General features: G+C 67.4%; 17 protein-coding genes. 13 read left to right on the forward strand and 4 right to left on the reverse strand.

Annotated features, from left to right (window positions below; genetic code table 11):
• Window positions 1-5 precede the first annotated feature (5 nt).
• The 11 genes from G6N15_RS17875 to G6N15_RS17925 all read left to right on the forward strand — a co-directional run bounded on the left by G6N15_RS17875 (window position 6) and on the right by G6N15_RS17925 (window position 9,642).
• Window positions 6-893: a phosphatidylinositol mannoside acyltransferase gene (locus G6N15_RS17875; RefSeq protein ID WP_139797724.1), complete on the forward strand. Its 888-nt coding sequence runs from the start codon at window positions 6-8 to the stop codon at window positions 891-893.
• Window positions 893-2,017 (forward strand): glycosyltransferase family 4 protein, encoded by a 1,125-nt coding sequence (locus tag G6N15_RS17880; RefSeq protein ID WP_083085637.1) that lies wholly within the window; start codon window positions 893-895, stop codon window positions 2,015-2,017. Before G6N15_RS17875 ends, G6N15_RS17880 begins: the two co-directional genes overlap by 1 nt.
• Window positions 2,017-3,051, forward strand: a complete 1,035-nt coding sequence (locus tag G6N15_RS17885; RefSeq protein ID WP_083085638.1) for an NUDIX hydrolase — start codon at window positions 2,017-2,019, stop codon at window positions 3,049-3,051. Before G6N15_RS17880 ends, G6N15_RS17885 begins: the two co-directional genes overlap by 1 nt.
• Before the next feature lie 129 nt (window positions 3,052-3,180).
• Complete coding sequence (gene pdxS, locus G6N15_RS17890; protein ID WP_083085639.1) at window positions 3,181-4,092, forward strand: pyridoxal 5'-phosphate synthase lyase subunit PdxS; 912 nt, start codon at window positions 3,181-3,183, stop codon at window positions 4,090-4,092.
• Between the two features lie 9 nt (window positions 4,093-4,101).
• On the forward strand, window positions 4,102-4,941 hold the full coding sequence (gene tesB, locus G6N15_RS17895; RefSeq protein WP_083085641.1) for an acyl-CoA thioesterase II: 840 nt from the start codon (window positions 4,102-4,104) through the stop codon (window positions 4,939-4,941).
• Window positions 4,938-5,534: a pyridoxal 5'-phosphate synthase glutaminase subunit PdxT gene (gene pdxT / locus G6N15_RS17900; protein WP_083085644.1), complete on the forward strand. Its 597-nt coding sequence runs from the start codon at window positions 4,938-4,940 to the stop codon at window positions 5,532-5,534. The genes tesB and pdxT overlap by 4 nt, the downstream gene beginning before the upstream one ends.
• Before the next feature lie 215 nt (window positions 5,535-5,749).
• Window positions 5,750-6,502 carry a YebC/PmpR family DNA-binding transcriptional regulator gene (locus G6N15_RS17905; protein ID WP_083085647.1) on the forward strand — a complete coding sequence of 251 codons (753 nt, stop codon included), beginning with the start codon at window positions 5,750-5,752 and terminating at the stop codon, window positions 6,500-6,502.
• A gap of 168 nt (window positions 6,503-6,670) precedes the next feature.
• Window positions 6,671-7,225: a crossover junction endodeoxyribonuclease RuvC gene (gene ruvC / locus G6N15_RS17910; protein ID WP_083085650.1), complete on the forward strand. Its 555-nt coding sequence runs from the start codon at window positions 6,671-6,673 to the stop codon at window positions 7,223-7,225.
• Entirely contained in the window at window positions 7,222-7,809 is a 588-nt protein-coding gene (gene ruvA, locus G6N15_RS17915; protein WP_083085652.1) for a Holliday junction branch migration protein RuvA, read from the forward strand. The genes ruvC and ruvA overlap by 4 nt, the downstream gene beginning before the upstream one ends.
• A complete protein-coding gene (gene ruvB / locus G6N15_RS17920) occupies window positions 7,806-8,870 on the forward strand; it encodes a Holliday junction branch migration DNA helicase RuvB (RefSeq protein WP_083085655.1) in 1,065 nt (354 codons plus the stop codon). The genes ruvA and ruvB overlap by 4 nt, the downstream gene beginning before the upstream one ends.
• A gap of 94 nt (window positions 8,871-8,964) precedes the next feature.
• Window positions 8,965-9,642 carry a hypothetical protein gene (locus G6N15_RS17925; protein WP_372506505.1) on the forward strand — a complete coding sequence of 226 codons (678 nt, stop codon included), beginning with the start codon at window positions 8,965-8,967 and terminating at the stop codon, window positions 9,640-9,642.
• A 65-nt stretch (window positions 9,643-9,707) separates the two neighbouring features.
• On the opposite strand, the gene car is transcribed toward G6N15_RS17925, so the two are convergent.
• Together car and gabT are read right to left on the reverse strand one after the other, a co-directional pair.
• On the reverse strand, window positions 9,708-13,229 hold the full coding sequence (gene car / locus G6N15_RS17930; RefSeq protein WP_083085661.1) for a carboxylic acid reductase: 3,522 nt from the start codon (window positions 13,227-13,229) through the stop codon (window positions 9,708-9,710).
• A gap of 280 nt (window positions 13,230-13,509) precedes the next feature.
• A complete protein-coding gene (gene gabT / locus G6N15_RS17935) occupies window positions 13,510-14,850 on the reverse strand; it encodes a 4-aminobutyrate--2-oxoglutarate transaminase (protein ID WP_083085664.1) in 1,341 nt (446 codons plus the stop codon).
• An 88-nt stretch (window positions 14,851-14,938) separates the two neighbouring features.
• Between gabT and G6N15_RS17940 the strand changes: the two genes are divergently transcribed.
• A complete protein-coding gene (locus G6N15_RS17940) occupies window positions 14,939-15,541 on the forward strand; it encodes a methyltransferase family protein (RefSeq protein WP_083085667.1) in 603 nt (200 codons plus the stop codon).
• Window positions 15,542-15,556: 15 nt separating this feature from the next.
• Here the strand turns inward: G6N15_RS17940 and G6N15_RS17945 are convergent, their stop codons facing one another.
• Window positions 15,557-16,240: a nitroreductase family protein gene (locus G6N15_RS17945; RefSeq protein ID WP_083085670.1), complete on the reverse strand. Its 684-nt coding sequence runs from the start codon at window positions 16,238-16,240 to the stop codon at window positions 15,557-15,559.
• A 4-nt stretch (window positions 16,241-16,244) separates the two neighbouring features.
• Window positions 16,245-17,384, reverse strand: a complete 1,140-nt coding sequence (locus G6N15_RS17950) for an amidohydrolase family protein (protein ID WP_163748142.1) — start codon at window positions 17,382-17,384, stop codon at window positions 16,245-16,247.
• A 150-nt stretch (window positions 17,385-17,534) separates the two neighbouring features.
• Between G6N15_RS17950 and yajC the strand changes: the two genes are divergently transcribed.
• On the forward strand, window positions 17,535-17,861 hold the full coding sequence (gene yajC / locus G6N15_RS17955; protein ID WP_083085675.1) for a preprotein translocase subunit YajC: 327 nt from the start codon (window positions 17,535-17,537) through the stop codon (window positions 17,859-17,861).
• The last annotated feature ends 16 nt before the right edge of the window (window positions 17,862-17,877 follow it).

Raw genomic sequence — 17,877 nt, forward strand, 5'->3', positions numbered from 1 at the left:
GCCGGATGAAGGACCTGGGATATGCGGCGGGCTGGGGGCTGGTGCGCGCCATGCCGGAACTGGCCGCCCGTAACGTCTTCGACGCCGGTGCGCTGGTTGCGGCCCGCAACGGCGGGCCGGAGCAGCTGCGCAAGAACCTGGCCCGCGTTATCGGGGTGCCCCCGGCCGACGTGCCCGGTACGCTAATGCGTGCCTCGCTGGCCTCCTACGCCCGGTACTGGCGGGAGGTGTTTCGGTTGCCGACGATGGACCACCGCACGCTGGCCGGCCAACTTCACGAATTGGTCGGCGGCCAGGAGCATCTGTGTGCCGCGCTGGCTGCCGGCCGCGGAGCGGTGCTCGCCCTGCCGCACAGCGGGAACTGGGATATGGCCGGGGTGTGGCTGGCGCAGACCCACGGCACCTTCACCACCGTCGCCGAGCGGCTCAAACCCGAGTCGCTGTACCGGCGGTTCATCGACTACCGCGAAGGCCTCGGCTTCGAGGTGCTGCCCTTGTCCGGCGGCCGGCGCCCGCCATTCGAGCTGCTCTGTGAACGGCTGGCCGACAACAGGGTGGTGTGCCTGATGGCCGAGCGCGACCTCACCCGCACCGGGGTCCAGGTGGATTTCTTCGGCGAACCGACCCGGATGCCGGCGGGCCCGGCCAAGCTCGCGATCGAGACCGGTGCGGCCCTGCTGCCAGTGCACTGCTGGTTCGAACGCGACGGCTGGGGTTTCCACATATATCCGGCGCTGGATTGCACCGGCGGCGACGTCAACCTCATCACCCAGGCGCTGGCCGACCGGTTCGCGGACAACATCGCCGCCCACCCCGCCGACTGGCACATGCTGCAGCCGCAGTGGCTGGCCGACCTGTCCGACGAGCGTCGGGCCAGTTTGGGGGCGGCCTGATGCGGATCGGCATGGTTTGCCCGTACTCGTTCGACGTTCCCGGCGGGGTGCAGTCGCATGTGTTGCAGTTGGCCGAGGTGATGCGCGCCCGCGGGCACATGGTGAGCGTGCTGGCACCGTCGTCATCGCACGTCAAGCTGCCCGACTACGTGATCTCGGCGGGCAGGGCGGTGCCGATTCCGTACAACGGGTCGGTGGCCCGGCTGCAGTTCAGTCCGGCGGTACACCGCAGGGTCAGGCGCTGGCTGACGGACGGCAACTTCGACGTGCTGCACTTGCATGAGCCCAACGCGCCCAGCCTGTCGATGTGGGCGCTGCGAGTCGCCGAGGGCCCGATCGTGGCGACGTTTCACACCTCGACCACCAAGTCGCTGACGCTGTCGGTGTTCCAAGGGGTGCTGCGGCCCTGGCATGAAAAGATCGTGGGCCGCATCGCGGTGTCTGATCTGGCGCGGCGCTGGCAGATGGAAGCCCTCGGCTCTGACGCGGTGGAGATTCCCAACGGTGTCGACGTGGCGTCCTTCGCGTCGGCGCCGCGGCTCGACGGGTATCCGCGGGCCGGCAAGACCGTGCTGTTCTTGGGCCGCTACGACGAGCCCCGCAAGGGCATGAGCGTGCTGCTCGGCGCACTGCCGATGCTGGTGCAGCAGTTCCCGGACGTGCAGCTGCTAGTCGTCGGCCGCGGCGACGAAGATGAATTACGCAGCCAGGCAGGCGAATTCGCCGGATACCTGCGTTTCCTGGGTCAGGTCGACGATGCCGACAAGGCGTCGGCGTTGCGCAGCGCCGACGTCTACTGCGCGCCCAACACCGGCGGTGAGAGCTTCGGCATCGTCTTGGTCGAAGCGATGGCCGCCGGCACCGCGGTGGTGGCCAGTGACCTGCACGCGTTCCGAAGGGTGCTGCGCGATGGCGAGGCCGGCTGCCTGGTGCCGGTCGACGATCCGGGCGCGCTGGCCGACGCGCTGGCCCAGGTGCTGCACAACGATGTCTTGCGGGAACGCTACGTCGCGGCCGGCGCAGAGGCGGTGCGCCGGTACGACTGGTCGGTGGTGGCCAACCAGATCATGCGGGTCTACGAGACGGTCGCCGGCTCGGGCACAAAGGTGCAGGTGGCCAGCTGATGGTCTGGCTCGCTGTGGCGATCGCCGTGCTGGTCGCGGTGCTGGTGCTGTTCGCGGGGTGGGTGTACCAGACGGCCAACCGGCTCGACCGCTTGCACGTGCGCTATGACCTGTCCTGGCAGGCGCTGGATGCGGCGTTGGCCCGCCGCGCGGTGGTGGCCCGCGCGATCGCGGTCGACGCGTACGGCGGTGCGGCCGAAGGTAAGCGGTTGGCGGCGCTGGCCGATGCCGCCGAACGTGCGCCCCGGCATGCACGGGAGGCGTGCGAAAACGAGCTCTCGGCCGCGCTGGCGATGGTCGACCCGGCCACACTGCCGTCTGCGCTGGTCGCCGAGCTCGCCGACGCGGAAGCGCGGGTGCTGTTGGCCCGCCGCTTCCACAACGACGCTGTCCGGGACACGTTGGCGTTGCGTGAGCGGGCCATGGTCCGGCTGCTGCGACTGGGTGGAACTGCGCCGCTGCCAACGTATTTCGAAATCGCCGAGCGCTCCCACCCGATCGGTCATGCCGCCTATGGCGTGTCCAGCCAGCGCACGTCGGCGCGGGTCGTCTTGCTCGACGAGGACGGCGCGGTGTTGCTGTTATGCGGATCAGACCCGGCGATCACCGACGGCAGCGCGCCGAGGTGGTGGTTCACCGTGGGCGGCCAGGTGCGGCCGGGCGAGCAGTTGGCGCAGGCCGCCGCACGGGAACTGGCCGAGGAGACTGGGCTGCGGGCAGACCCGGCCGAGATGATCGGACCGATCTGGCGGCGCGACGCGGTGTTCGACTTCAACGGCTCGGTGATCGACAGCCAGGAGTTCTTCTTCGTCTACCGCACCCGCCGATTCGAGCCCGCCATCGCCAGCCGGACCGAATTAGAGCGGCGCTACATCCATTGTGCGCGCTGGTGTAGCGCCGCGGATATCGCCGAGCTGGCCGGTGCCGGTGAGACCGTCTACCCGCTGCAGCTCTCCGAGCTGTTGGCCGATGCCAACGCGCTGGCCGACCGCCGGGCAGCGCAACCGCGGCCTGCGCTGCAGTCCATTCGCTGAGGATTGTTTACGCGACCAGACGCAAAAGCCCCTCTTCGCTCGGCGTGTCGGGGGCTTTTGCGTCTGCTCGCGGGTGGGTGGACACCCGCCACTAGACTGGCTTAGTAACCAGCTAAAGGAGAATTCGCAGTGGATACCGCCGGTTCGTCGAACGGCCGCGGGCAGACCGGAACGGCGCGGGTCAAGCGCGGTATGGCCGAGATGCTCAAGGGCGGCGTCATCATGGACGTCGTCACCCCCGAGCAGGCCCGCATCGCCGAAGGCGCCGGCGCCGTGGCGGTGATGGCGCTGGAACGGGTTCCCGCCGACATCCGCGCCCAAGGCGGCGTATCGCGGATGAGCGACCCCGACATGATCGAAAGCATCATGGCCGCGGTCACCATCCCGGTGATGGCCAAAGCCCGCATCGGCCACTTCGTCGAGGCCCAGATTCTGCAGAGCCTGGGTGTGGACTACGTCGACGAATCCGAGGTGCTCACCCCCGCCGACTACACCCACCACATCGACAAGTGGAAGTTCACCGTCCCGTTCGTCTGCGGCGCGACCAACCTCGGCGAAGCGCTGCGGCGTATCACCGAGGGCGCGGCGATGATCCGCTCCAAAGGCGAAGCCGGCACCGGCGACGTCTCCAACGCGACCACGCACATGCGGGCGATCACCGGCGAGATTCGGCGGTTGGGCTCGCTGTCCGACGACGAGTTGTACACCGCCGCAAAGGAATTGCAAGCCCCTTATGACCTCGTGGTGGAGGTGGCCCGCGCAGGCAAACTCCCCGTCACACTGTTCACCGCGGGCGGCATCGCCACCCCCGCCGACGCGGCGATGATGATGCAACTCGGCGCCGAGGGGGTGTTCGTGGGTTCGGGCATCTTCAAATCCGGCGATCCCGCGCAGCGCGCCGCGGCCATCGTCAAAGCGACCACGTTCTACGACGATCCTGACGTGTTGGCCCGGGTGTCGCGGGGGCTCGGCGAGCCGATGGTCGGCATCAACGTGGAAGAGATCGCCGCGCCGCATCGCCTGGCCGAACGCGGCTGGTAAGAACGTTTCGTGTCGATCGAGCAGATCCTCGATCTCGAGCAACTCGAGGTCAACATCTATCGCGGCAGCGTGTTCAGCCCCGAATCGGGCAACTGGCAGCGCACCTTCGGCGGGCATGTCGCCGGCCAGTCGCTGGTGTCGGCCGTGCGCACCGTCGATTCGCGCTACCTCGTGCACTCCCTGCACGGTTACTTCCTGCGGCCCGGAGATGCCAAGGCGCACACGGTTTTTCTCGTCGAACGCATTCGTGACGGCGGCTCGTTTTGCACCCGGCGGGTCAATGCGATTCAGCATGGGGAAACCATCTTTTCCATGTCGGCGTCGTTTCAGACCGATCAGAGTGGCATCGAGCATCAGGACGTGATGCCGTCGGCGCCGCCACCGGACGACCTGCCCGGGCTGCGGTCGATGAAAGTGTTCGACGACGCCGGCTTTCGCCAGTTCGACGAGTGGGACGTGCGGATCGTGCCGCAGGACAAGCTGGAACGCCTACCGGGACTGGCCTCCCAGCAGCAGGTGTGGTTTCGGCACCGCGATCCGCTGCCCGACGACCCGGTGCTGCACATCTGCGCGCTGGCCTATATGAGTGATCTCACACTGCTCGGATCGGCTCAGGTGATCCACTTCGAAGAGCGGGCGCATCTGCAGGTTGCCTCGCTGGACCACGCGATGTGGTTCATGCGGGCGTTCCGGGCCGACGAATGGCTGCTATATGACCAGTCCTCGCCGTCGGCGTGCGGCGGGCGGTCGCTGACGCAGGGCAAGATCTTCAACCAGTACGGCGAGATGGTCGCGGCGGTGATGCAGGAGGGCTTGACCCGCTACAAGCGCGACTTTTCTTCGCCGTGAGCTCGCCGCGGGTCGGCGTCCTGGCGCTGCAGGGGGATACCAGGGAACACCTTGCGGCGCTGCGTGAGGCGGGCGTCGATGCGATACCGGTGCGTCGTCGCGACGAGCTGGAGTCGGTGGACGGGCTCGTCATCCCCGGTGGGGAGTCCACCACGATGAGCCACCTACTGCGTGACCTGGACCTGCTGGAGCCCTTGCGGGCCCGGTTGGCCGACGGGTTGCCGGCGTACGGGGCTTGCGCGGGGATGATCCTGCTGGCCAGCGAGATTCTCGACGCGGGCGCAGGTGGCCGGGAAGCAGTTCCGTTGTGTGCCATCGATATGACGGTGCGCCGCAACGCTTTTGGTCGTCAGGTCGACTCGTTTGAAGGCGATCTGCAGTTCGTGGGTCTCGACGACCCCGTGCACGCGGTGTTCATCCGCGCGCCGTGGGTGGAGCGGACCGGTGCCGACGTGCAGGTGCTGGCGGAGGCCGCCGGTCATACCGTCGCGGTGCGCCAAGGCCCGATGCTGGCCACCGCGTTTCACCCGGAGATGACCGGCGATTGCCGCATCCACCGGATGTTCGTCGACATCGTCAAGGGACAGGTCTGACCCCACTGGCGCCTCCTGTCACTCCAGTCACCGAGGAGATGGGTGGCGCGTTGCCCACCTCTTAGCGATTAGCCCAGCTAATAATCGCTATGAGGCGGGCACATGGGTATACGCCAGCCGCCCTACCCGCGCCGGGAATCCTGGAGATTAAGGCGCCGGCCGTCCACGTAGACTCGTCTGGCGAACTTTGGGAGCAAAAGAAGAGGTAGTAGCGGATGAGCGGCCACTCCAAATGGGCCACCACCAAGCACAAGAAGGCCGTCATCGACGCCCGGCGCGGGAAGAACTTCGCCCGGCTGATCAAGAACATCGAGGTAGCGGCCCGCGTCGGCGGCGGTGACCCGGCCGGTAACCCGACGCTCTACGACGCCATCCAGAAGGCGAAGAAGAGCTCGGTGCCCAACGACAACATCGAGCGGGCCCGCAAACGCGGCGCCGGCGAGGAAGCCGGCGGCGCCGATTACCAGACCATCACCTACGAGGGTTACGGCCCCAACGGGGTGGCGGTGCTCATCGAATGCCTGACCGACAACCGCAACCGCGCTGCCAGCGAGGTGCGAGTCGCCATGACCCGCAACGGCGGCACCATGGCCGACCCCGGCTCGGTGGCGTACCTGTTCTCCCGCAAGGGCGTCGTCACGCTGGAGAAGGACGGCTTGACCGAGGACGACGTATTGGCAGCCGTGCTGGACGCCGGCGCGGAGGACGTCAACGACCTCGGCGACAGCTTCGAGATCATCTCCGAGCCCGGTGACCTGGTGGCGGTGCGCACCGCGCTGCAGCAAGCCGGCATCGACTACGACTCCGCCGAAGCCGGATTCCAGCCGTCGGTGACCGTTCCGCTCGACGCCGAGGGCGCGCGCAAGGTGATGAAACTCGTCGACGCGCTCGAAGACAGCGACGACGTGCAGAACGTCTACACCAACGCCGACATCCCCGACGAGATCCTGGCCCAGATCGAGGAGTGAGGGCGGGGTTCGGCCGTCTCTTCCAGATCGACGTTTGGCAGGCCGCTACTCGCTCTTCTGCAAAATGTGGATTTCGCTGCATGCGGCGCGCGCTGTGTCGCTGCCCGAGGATGTCGGCCCCGGCCGCTAGTGTTATCGAACAGCCGTTCGGCGTCGAGGGAGCATGCGGTGCGCGTAATGGGAGTCGACCCCGGCCTGACCCGCTGCGGTCTGTCGGTCGTGGAGGGCGGGCTGGGCAGGCAAGTGATCGCCGTGGACGTCGACGTCGTGCGCACACCCGCTGACGAGGCGCTGCCGCGGCGGCTGCTCACCATCAGCGACACGGTCGAGCACTGGCTGGACACCCATCACCCTGACGTCATCGCGATCGAGCGGGTGTTCTCCCAACAGAACGTGTCGACCGTGATGGGCACCGCGCAGGCCGGGGGGGTGATCGCATTGGCGGCGGCCAAACGCGGGATCGACGTGCATTTCCACACGCCCAGCGAAGTCAAGGCCGCGGTCACCGGCAACGGCGGCGCAGGTAAGGATCAAGTCACCACCATGGTCACGAAAATCCTTGCGCTGCAAGCTAAACCGACGCCGCCGGATGCCGCCGACGCGCTGGCGCTGGCGATCTGTCATTGCTGGCGCGCGCCGATGATCGCCCGGATGGCAGCGGCCGAGGCCAAGGCGGCCGAGCAGCGCAAGAAGTTCGCCGCGAAAGTGAAGGCCGCCCGATGATCGCGTCGGTCCGCGGTGAGGTGCTCGAGGTGGCGCTGGACCACGCCGTGATCGAGGCAGCGGGGGTCGGCTACCGGGTCAACGCGACACCGTCGACGCTGGCGACCCTGCGGCGCGGCACGGAAGCCCGGCTGATCACCGCGATGATCGTGCGCGAGGATTCGATGACGCTCTACGGCTTCCCCGACATCGAGACCCGCGACCTGTTCTTGACGCTGTTGGGCGTCTCCGGGGTTGGGCCGAAGATCGCGCTGGCCACGCTGGCGGTCTACGACGCCGCGGCGCTGCGCCAGGCCCTGGCCGACGGCGATGTCACTGCGTTGACCCGGGTGCCGGGCATCGGCAAGCGCGGCGCCGAAAGAATGGTGCTCGAACTGCGCGACAAGATCGGCGCCGCCGCGGCGCCGAGTTCGTCGGTCAACGGTCATGCCGTGCGCGGACCCGTAGTCGAGGCGTTGGTCGGGCTCGGGTTTGCGGTCAAGCAAGCAGAGGAAGCCACCAACGCGGTGCTGGCCACCGACGACGGCGCCACCACGGCCAGCGCGCTGCGCGCCGCCCTGTCGTTGTTGGGGAAGAACAAGTGAGCCGGTTCAGCGAGTTTCCCGACGAGCCCGGCGAACGAGACGTGACGCCGACGCTGACCGTCGGCGAGGGCGACGTCGACGCCAGCCTGCGGCCGCGTTCGCTGCGGGAGTTCATCGGCCAGCCGCGGGTGTGCGAACAGCTGCAGCTGGTCATCGAGGGCGCCAAGAACCGCGGCGGCACGCCGGACCACATCCTGCTGTCCGGGCCGCCCGGGCTGGGCAAGACGTCGCTGGCGATGATCATCGCCGCCGAGCTCGGGTCGTCGCTTCGGGTCACATCCGGGCCGGCGCTGGAACGGGCCGGCGATCTGGCGGCGATGCTGTCCAACCTCGTCGAGCACGACGTGCTGTTCATCGACGAGATCCACCGCATCGCCCGGCCCGCCGAAGAGATGCTCTACCTCGCGATGGAGGATTTCCGGGTCGACGTCGTTGTGGGCAAAGGCCCTGGCGCAACGTCGATTCCGTTGGAGGTGGCACCGTTCACCCTGGTCGGTGCGACCACCCGCTCCGGCGCGCTGACCGGCCCGCTGCGTGACCGCTTCGGCTTCACCGCCCACATGGACTTCTACGAGCCGGCCGAGCTGGAACAGGTGCTGGCGCGTTCGGCGGGAATCTTGGGCATCGAGCTCGGCGCCGACGCCGCCGCGGAGATCGCCCGCCGCTCGCGCGGCACTCCGCGGATCGCCAACCGGCTGCTGCGCCGCGTGCGTGACTACGCCGAGGTGCGCGCTGACGGCGTCATCACCCGGGACGTCGCCAAATCGGCGCTGGAGGTCTACGACGTCGACGAACTCGGCTTGGACCGGCTGGACCGAGCCGTGCTGTCGGCGCTGACCCGCAGCTTCGGCGGCGGTCCGGTCGGGGTGTCGACGCTGGCGGTCGCGGTCGGGGAGGAGGCCGCCACGGTGGAGGAGGTGTGCGAGCCGTTTTTGGTGCGGGCCGGCATGATCGCGCGCACTCCCCGGGGCCGGGTGGCCACCCCACTGGCGTGGACTCATCTCGGGATGACGCCGCCCGTAGGAGTCTCGGGTCTCGGCCAGCCCGGCCTCTTCGACTAGCACGCTTTTTAGCCGGTTACGCCGCCACTGATGCGGGTACCCAGCCAGTTGTTGTACGCCGGTACAGCCGGTATCCGCTGGTTGAGGAGACACGATGAGAGGCTCACGCAGAGTTGAACGACTCGACGGTCTGCAAATGCCCCGCACCCGCGGTGCGGTAACGGGGTTGCTCCTGGTCCTCCTGGGCGCATGGGGCGCATTGATCCCGTTTGTCGGGCCGTTTTTCGATTGGGCCTACACGCCGGACAAGGCGTGGGCATGGACCGCGGCGCGTGGCTGGCTGGAAGTTTTCCCAGGAGTCACCACCGTCGTAGGCGGACTGTTGCTGATCGGTTCGGGAAACCGCGCCACCGCGATGTTCGGGGGCTGGCTCGCCGTCTTCGCCGGGGGCTGGTTCGTGATCGGCGGCACCTTGTCCTCGGTATTGCGGATCGGCGACATCGGCCACCCGGTGGCCGCCACCGACCTCAAGCGAGCGCTGCTGGAAATCACCTACTTCTCCGGACTCGGTGCACTGATCGTCTTCCTGGGCGGAGCGGCGTTGGCCCGCCTGTCGGTCCGATTGGCGCGTGACGTCGAGCCCGCAGCGGCGGCCGCGACCGACGACGTGCCGGCAATGGAACCGGCGCCGGAGTACGGAGCCGCTCCCGCAGTCTCGCCGGACGCGATGACCCAGGTGCGCGGCGATCAGTACGCGGCACCGGCCGAAGAGCCGCGGGAGAGCAAAGGCAGCTTCTTCCGCCGCCGACGCCATGTCGGCGCTGGCCGCTAACCCAGCGCCGCCAGACGCGAAAGCCCCCATTTCATCGCGGAAATGGGGGCTCTCGCGTCTTCTCGTCAGAGCAAACCGAGCAGTTGTAGATCGGTGATGTACTTGACGATGACCTCCCGCGTCACGTGCGGAATGTCTTTGTCCGGGCCGATTTTCGCCTCTTGCACCGCTGCCCGGAACCGGTCGGTCGGGGCCATCGATCCGCGGATCGGCTTTTCCGGCTTCTGGTAGTTGTGCAGCAGGGGCAGCAGCGAGTACTGGCGTTGCCGCTCCGGCAGGGCACGTATCGCGGTCTCGAACCGCTGCACCCAGTCGGCGTAGTCGTCGATGCGTCGGATCGGGTAACCGGCCTCGATCAGCCAGTCGACGTACTCGTCGAGCCCGATGCCGTCGTCGTGCGGGTTCATCACGTGATAGGTCTGGAAGCCATCGACGTTCTGAGCCCCCAGCGTCGAGATCGCCTCGGCGATGAACTCGACGGGCAACCCGTCGTAGTGGGCCCGCTGCCGGTTGCCGTCCGCGTCCAACTCGTAGAACGAACCGGGCGCGATTCCAGTGGCCACCAGGCTCAGCATCAGCCGGGTGAACATGTCCGGCAGGTTGAGCTGGCCGGCATACGTGGTATCGGCCAGGATCATGTCGCAGCGGAACACCGCGACCGGCAGGCCGCACAGGTCGTTGGCCTCGCGTAGCAGCACCTCACCGGCCCACTTGCTGTTGCCGTAGCCGTTGGCGTAGCTGTCGTTGATATTGCGGGTCGCACTGATCACCCGGATGTCGGCGTCCTCGGTGAACGTGCCCGGTTTGATCTGGTCGCCCACCCCGATGGTCGACACGTAGGTGTACGGCTTGATCTTCGTGGTCAGCGCCAGCCGGATCAGCTCGGCGGTGCCCAGCGCGTTGGGGCCGAACAGCTGGCTGTAGGGCAGCACGTGGTTGACCAGCGCGGCGGGGTCGACGATCAAGTCGACTGTCTCGGCCAGGCGCTGCCAGGTCTGCCGATCTAAGCCGAGGTCGGGTTCGCCCTTGTCGCCGGCGACGACCTCGAGGTGGTCGGCTGCCAGCTCGCGATAGTGGGCGAGCAGCTTCGGGTCGCCGCTGTCGAACGTCTTGTCCAACCGCGTCCGCGCGGTTGCGTCGTCCTTAGCCCGCACCAGCGCGATCACCTTGCCGTCGACCAGGTCCATGCGTTCCAGCCACTCCAGCGCCAGGTAGCGGCCCAGGAAGCCGGTCGCGCCGGTCAACAGTACGGTGCGCACCTCGGCGCTCGGGCCGGGCAGGTTCGGGGCGTCGGCCAGCGTCTTGGCGTCGAGGAACTTGTCGAGCGTCAGGTCACGAGCGTGCACCTCGACCGCGTCGCGGCCGTGCACCGAGGCGAACGTCGGCCGCTTGGAGCCTTGCCGTTCGGCCTCGATGTAGTCCGCGATCTCCTGCAAGTCGCTGGCCGGGCTGACGATCACACCGACTGGCACGTCGATGTCGTAGATCTCTCGTAACAGGTTGGCGAACGTCAACGCAGACAACGAGTCACCGCCTAATTCGGTGAAGTGCGCGTCGGGCCGCACGTCGGTGGTTGCCGTGCCCAGCATGGCGGCCGCGGCCCGGCTGACGGTGTCCAGCACCGGCCGCTGCACGCCGTTGCGGCGCAGTTCGGCCAGCTCGTTGGCCTGGCCTTCGGCCAGCTCGGCGTAAAGCTGCTCGAGCCGTTCGCCGTAGTGCTGCTTGAGCTTCGGCCACGCCAGCTTGCGGATTCCGGTCAGCAGACCGTTCTCGAGGCTGAACGGTGTGGTCTCGATGATGAAGTCGCGCGGCACCTCGTAGGACTGCAGGCCGGCCTCTTTCGCGACGTTCTGCAGCGAGTCGGCGATCATCGGCTTAAGCGTCTCGACGTCGTAGCGCGCGAGCGCGTCCTCGGTCGGCACGACCACCGCCAAAAGGTACGGCTGTGAGCTGTTGCCGTAGACGTAGATCTGGCGCACGAGGGGGCTGGTGTCGAACACCGCCTCCAGCTTCGCCAGCGTGACGAACTCGCCCTGCGCGAGTTTCAGCACGTTGTTGCGGCGGTCGACATACATCAGCCGATCGGGCGCCACCTCGGCGAAGACGTCGCCGGTCCGGTAGTAGCCGTCGGCGTCGAACACCTCGGCGGTGATGTCGGGGCGTTTGTAATAGCCGGGGAACATGTTCTCGGTCTTGAGCAGCAATTCGCCGCGCGGATACGGCCGGTCGGTGCTGAAGTAACCCAGCTCGGGGACGTCGACGAGCTTGTAGTCGATCACCGGCGGACGCTGCACCTGGCCGTCCAACAACACCATCCCGGCCTCGGTGGAGCCGAAGCCGTCCATCAAAGGCGCTTCGAGCAGCGATTCGACCCATTTCCGCAACTCCGGGGAGGTGGGTGCCGAACCGGTCATCGCGAAGATGAACCGGCCGCCGAGAAGCTCTTGGCGCATGTCGCGCAGCACTTGCGACTCGACCGTTTCGCGGTCAGCTCCCGCGGCTATCCGCCGGTCCACCTCGCTGCGGAATTCGCCGTACAACATCTCCCAGATGCGCGGCACGAAGTTGAGCTCGGTGGGCCGCACCAGGCGCAAGTCTTCGAGCAGCGTCGACAGATCGCTCTTGGCGGCGAAGTAGGCGACGCCGCCGTTGCCCAGCGTGCCGTAGAGGATGCCCCGTCCCATGACGTGGCTCATCGGGAGGAAGTTGACGGTGATCGACGCGGCACACGGCCCGAACCAGTTGCGGGTCGACCTGTTCCACATCTTGGCGACGTTGCTCTGCGGGTACATCGCGCCCTTGGGCGCGCCGGTGCTGCCGGAGGTGTAGATCAGCAACGCAAGCGGGTCGTCGTGGTTTTCGGGGTCGGACTCGAAGACCGGCGCGGCCGGCAGCGCTGCGCCGCGTTCGCGGACCTCGTTGAGTGTCTGGATCGTGATGCCGAGGTCGGCGAGCCGCTCATGCGCGCTCTGCAGCGCCTCGCGGTTGCCGTCGAGCTCGCCGCGGTAATCGAACACCACCAGCCGTCCGGGCTTGTGGCCGGCTTCGGCGGCGGCGAGGAGCAAGTCGACAGCATCGGAAAGGTAGTCGACGCTTGCCGCAAACAGGGTGGGCTCGGTTTCGGTAACGATCGGCTGCAGCTGGGTGAGCGCGGCGCTGGTTTGCAGGGGCACCGACACCGCGCCGACCAGTCCCAGCGCGATGTCGATCGTCGTGTAGTCGACGCTGCTGAAGCCCAGCACGCACACCCGATCACCGCGGGCCACCAGGCCGTCGCTCAGGGCACGGGACAGCGTGTCGACCCGCTCGCGGAGCTCGCCGTAGGTGATGGTGTCGAACCAGGGCTGCAGCCGGGCGGACGTACGCCCGCTCTGTGGGTCCTTGACCAGCTCGTAGGCGCGTTGCGCGAGCGCGGGCCGGTCGGAGTAACCCTCCAGCACGACGCGGACGACCTGCGGGAACCGCAGTCTGGCCTGCGCGATAGCGGCGCTTACGGACGGGTTCGGTCGGGCGGCGGCGAACTGCGGGTCGTTGGCCGACAACTCGGCGACACGACGCTCCAGGAGTTCTCGGGAATCATTCGACATAACGAACCTCACAACAATCACTTGGTAAGTCTGGATGTGGTGCGACGCTGCACCTGATGGAAACTACGTTAGCATAGCTAATGATATTCCGGACTATTCGACTCGTGCGTTGTGACATCAGCGACAGGTACTGCGGCAGCCAGTGAGCGCATGGCGGCTGCCGGTAACCTGATGCCGAAGTGGCGCTGCAGCTGGCCGACCAGCACGGCCCCGACACTTGTCCGGCAGCGCAACCCGATATACCCATCCACGCCGATGAGAAACATTACGGGTTAGCGCGCTACAGCTTTGGAAGTACCTCCATGAGCACGTCGAGTCCCTCGGTCAGCAGCTTGTCGCTGATGGTCAGCGGAGGCAGCAGCCGGATGACGTTGTCGAAGGTGCCCGCGGTCAACACGATTACCCCGGCGGCGTGTGCGGCGGCGGCCAGCGCGCTGGTCAGCTCGGGGTCGGGCTCAGTGGAGCCGGGTTTCACCAGCTCGACGGCGATCATGGCGCCGCGGCCGCGGACATCGGCGATCCGTTCGTCGTCACGCTGCAACGCCCGCAGTCGGTCCGTGATCAGCTCGCCGATGTGCCTCGCCCGCTCGACCAGCCCGTCGGCCTCGATCGTCGCGATGCTGGCCAGCGCCGCCGCGCAGCACACCGGGTTGCCGCCGAACGTGCCGCCCAGGCCGCCCGGTTGGGCGGTGTCCATGATCTGGGCGCGTCCGGTCACCGCCGAAAGGGGCAATCCACCGGCGATCGCTTTGGCGGTGCAGATCAGGTCGGGCCGGATGCTTTCGTGCTCGCAGGCGAACATCGCGCCGGTACGCGCGAAACCGGTTTGGATCTCGTCGGCGATGAACACCACGTCGTTCTGCCGGCACCATTCGAGCAGGCTAGGCAGGAATCCGGGAGCGGGGACGATGAAGCCGCCTTCGCCCTGGATCGGTTCGATGAGCACCGCGGCGACGTTGTCGACGCCGACTTGCTGGTCGATGACGCGAATAGCCCGCTGGGCGGCCAGCTCACCGTCGGTGGCCAGCTTCTCGTCGAGCAGGCGGTCGCGAAACGGGTAGGACAGCGGCGCCCGGTAGATCTCCGGCGCGAACGGCCCGAAACCGCTCTTGTACGGCATCGATTTGGCGGTCAGGGCCATCGCCAGGTTGGTGCGGCCGTGGTAGGCGTGGTCGAACGCTACCACGGCGGGTTTGCGGGTATGGCAACGCGCGATCTTGATGGCGTTTTCCACCGCCTCAGCGCCAGAGTTGAACAGCACCGAGCGCTTGTCACCCGAGCCCGGCGTCAACCGGTTGAGTTGTTCGGCGAGCGCGATGTAGTTCTCGTACGGGGTCACCATGAAGCAGGTGTGGGTGAACTCTGCGACTTGGGCGCGGACGGCGTCGACGACGCGCGGCGCGGCGTTGCCGATCGTGGTGACCGCGATGCCCGACCCGAGGTCGATCAGCCGGTTGCCGTCGACGTCTTCGACGATCCCGCCGCCGGCGCGCACGGCGTACACCGGCATGGTGCTGCGGACACCGCTTGGCACCGCGGCGGCGCGACGCTTGGTCAGTTCCAGCGAGGCCGGGCCCGGGATTTCGGTGACGAGATGGCGACTCTGGTCGAGAGCGGGCACGTCGGTCTCCTCACGGCAGTCCGGGTCGCGGGTGGTGATTCGAGCCTATCGGTGCGGCGTTGCCCGCTTTCGGTGGAATGCTGTCGATATGGTCGCCGGGTCATCGCTGGTTAGACGCTATTCGCCGCCCGGTGGGGGATGGCTCGTTGCCGGGTATATCGGCATCGCCGGCTTTTTCGCGGGCGAAGCAGTGCTCCGAAAGCCCGGCGCTGCAGCGAGTTTGGAGACCTCGAGCGCCGACCGGGGAACTACACGCTTGATTGTCAGCGCGTATGTCCTGGCCACCCAGCTGCCGCTTGTCCTGCAGCGAGTCCGCGTGCTGAGGCTCCCGGGTGTGACCGGCCCGATCGGATTGGCGTTGCAGGCAGCTGGGATAGCCCTACGAGGGTGGTCGATGCACACGCTCGGCGCCTTCTACACGCGGACGCTGCGAACCGAAGACCACCAACATGTCGTCGACACGGGCGCCTACCGGTTTGTCCGACACCCGGGATACGCGGGCTCACTGATGACGTGGGCAGGATTCGGTCTCGCCTCACGCAACATTCCGGTGATCGTTCTAGTGGCTGCCTTGCTGGGTCGCGCCTACCATCGCCGCATCGTCGCGGAGGAAGAGCTGCTCCAGCGAGATCTGCCGGGCTATGCCGAGTACTGCCGCAGTACCAAGAGGCTTGTCCCGCTTGTGTGGTGACCGGCAGCGGATTCGCTACGCTCCAGGCGTACCGAACGGCGGACCGTCGATCGAGTCGACGGTCGCAAAGGCGGGGAGCGGCGCCCGGTTGAGCCGGCGCAGTTGACGGACCGGATAACCCAGCGCGATGACTGCCGCCAGCGTCAGCGGGTCGCGGGCTCCCAGCAATGACTTCACCTCGTCTTCGGCGCGAATCAGGATGGTGGTGATGACACCGCCCAGCCCCTCGTCGCGTGCGGCAAGCAGGATGCTCCAGGTGAACGGGTAGATCGAGGCGCCTCCGGCGAACGAATATCGGGCCGCGTCGCGGTCCATGGCAGCCAGCAACGACAGGTCGACGAACACTGCCAGCAGTACCGGAGCCTCGTCGAACCGCTCGGCGAAGTCGCCTGTGTCGCTGTCGGCTTTCACGGCCGCCAGGGCCTGCTTTTCGGCCTCGCGGTCGTTGGTCGGTGCCCACGGCCGCAGTCCGGCGGCGGCTATCGCCATGTACTCGCGCATTCCCTGCACATAGAGGTCGCGCAGGCGGCGCCGCGTGGCGCGATCCTTGACGACCACCACCCGCCAGGCTTGCGCATTTCCGCCGCTCGGCGCGAAGCGTGCGGTGTCCAGCACACGGGCCAGCACGGCGTCGTCGACGGCTTGGTCCCGGAAGGCGCGGATCGCGCCGGTGGTTCGCAGCGCCTCGGTGAGTTCCATCGGGTTACCGACCCAGCAGCGCGTCGACGTTGTCGTGGAACAGGCCGGGCATCGCCGCCTCGTCGCAGCCCATCCGCCGATAGTCGTCGAGTGGTGTCGCGGTGCCCTCGGAGTGCGGATAGTCGCTGCAGAACATGAACACGTCGCCGGTCTTGTCGGTCAGCTGCTTGGGGTCCTCGTAGGAGAAGGACGACACCCGGACGTAGTCGAGGAAGTATTCGCTCGGTCGCCGCGACAGCTGTGCCACCGGCCGGCCGTTGAGCCGGGTGGTGAAATCCGATGCGCCGTCGAGCATCAGCAGAAACGACGGCACCCAGGCCGAGCTCAGCTCGACGACGCCGAAGCGCAGCCCGGGATGGCGATCGAACACGCCGTGCAGAATCAGGTCGGTCAACGCCAGCGCCGGAGGCACCCACAAGAACACCGCCTCGGTCGCCGTGGCCAAGTCGTCCGTCGGGTCTTCCGGGTACCAGCAGTCGTCGAATACTCGTATCTGGTCGGCGACGTGGAAGACCGGTGTGACGCCATGGTCGACGAACGCCGACCACATCGGGTCGTGGTCGGGGTGCGACAGCGCCCGGCCGTCCACTGGCCCGGCGCCGATCATGGCCAGCCGGACATCGGCGGAGGCCAGTGCGTCCAGCTCGGTCTGCAGCCAGTCTGGGTCGCGCAGCGTGAGATGAGCCACCGGATGCAGGCGCCCTCGGCCCTCGGCCTGCACCACCGCACACCAGCGGTTCCATGCCGTCATGTTCGCGGTCAGGGCGGGAAGCGACGACGAGAGGCGCCGCTCCCACAACAGGCCGAAATTGGGGAAGAGGACCGCCTCGTCAAGACCCACGTCGTCGAGCCAGGCGATGCGAGCCGCGGGCAGCCAGTAAGAGTCGGGCAACGCCTCGTCGTAGCGGTAGGACGCCGGCTCGCCGGACCGTTGCCGGTTGCGGTGCTCCCCGCACGAGGCGGTGTTGCCGGGAAGGTGGACGTCGGCCAGAGCGAGGTGAGCGCCGCGCCAGCTCAGCCAGGTGTAGCCGAGTTCGTCGTCGACCAGGCTCAGCGCCTCCTCGCGGGCGGCCGGATCCATATGGTCGGCCCAGAGCGAACGGCTCTCGTAGAGGTGCTGGTCCGAGTCCACGATGCGGGTCATATCGCCCGTTGTCTCACTGTCGCAGCGCCGCGTCAAGGCCATCGGATCGGTAGCTAAGGCCCGCAATGGCACACTGGGGACTTACCAAGCCGGGGAGATGCTCATGTTCGACGCCCTGGCCCTCAACCAATACGAAAGATAGTTGCTGTCATGGACCTGTTCGTCTTCCTGCCGCTGATCATTCTGCTGGCCGGATTCATGTTCTTCGCGTCGCGGCGCCAGAAGCGTGCGATGCAAGCCACCATCGACCTGCACGAGTCGCTGCGCATCGGTGACCGCGTGCACACCACATCCGGGTTGCAAGCGACCATCACCGGCATCACCGACGACACAGTGGACCTCGAGATCGCCCCGGGCGTGGTGACGACCTGGATGAAGCTGGCCATCCGGGACCGTATCGAACCGGAGACCTCCGATGCCGAGGCCGCCGCCGTCGAGCAGGACACGCCCGACCGCGAGCGGCTGACCAACGACTGAGCTCGGCCCACCGGCA

Source organism: Mycobacterium noviomagense, from assembly GCF_010731635.1.
Lineage (GTDB): Bacteria > Actinomycetota > Actinomycetes > Mycobacteriales > Mycobacteriaceae > Mycobacterium > Mycobacterium noviomagense.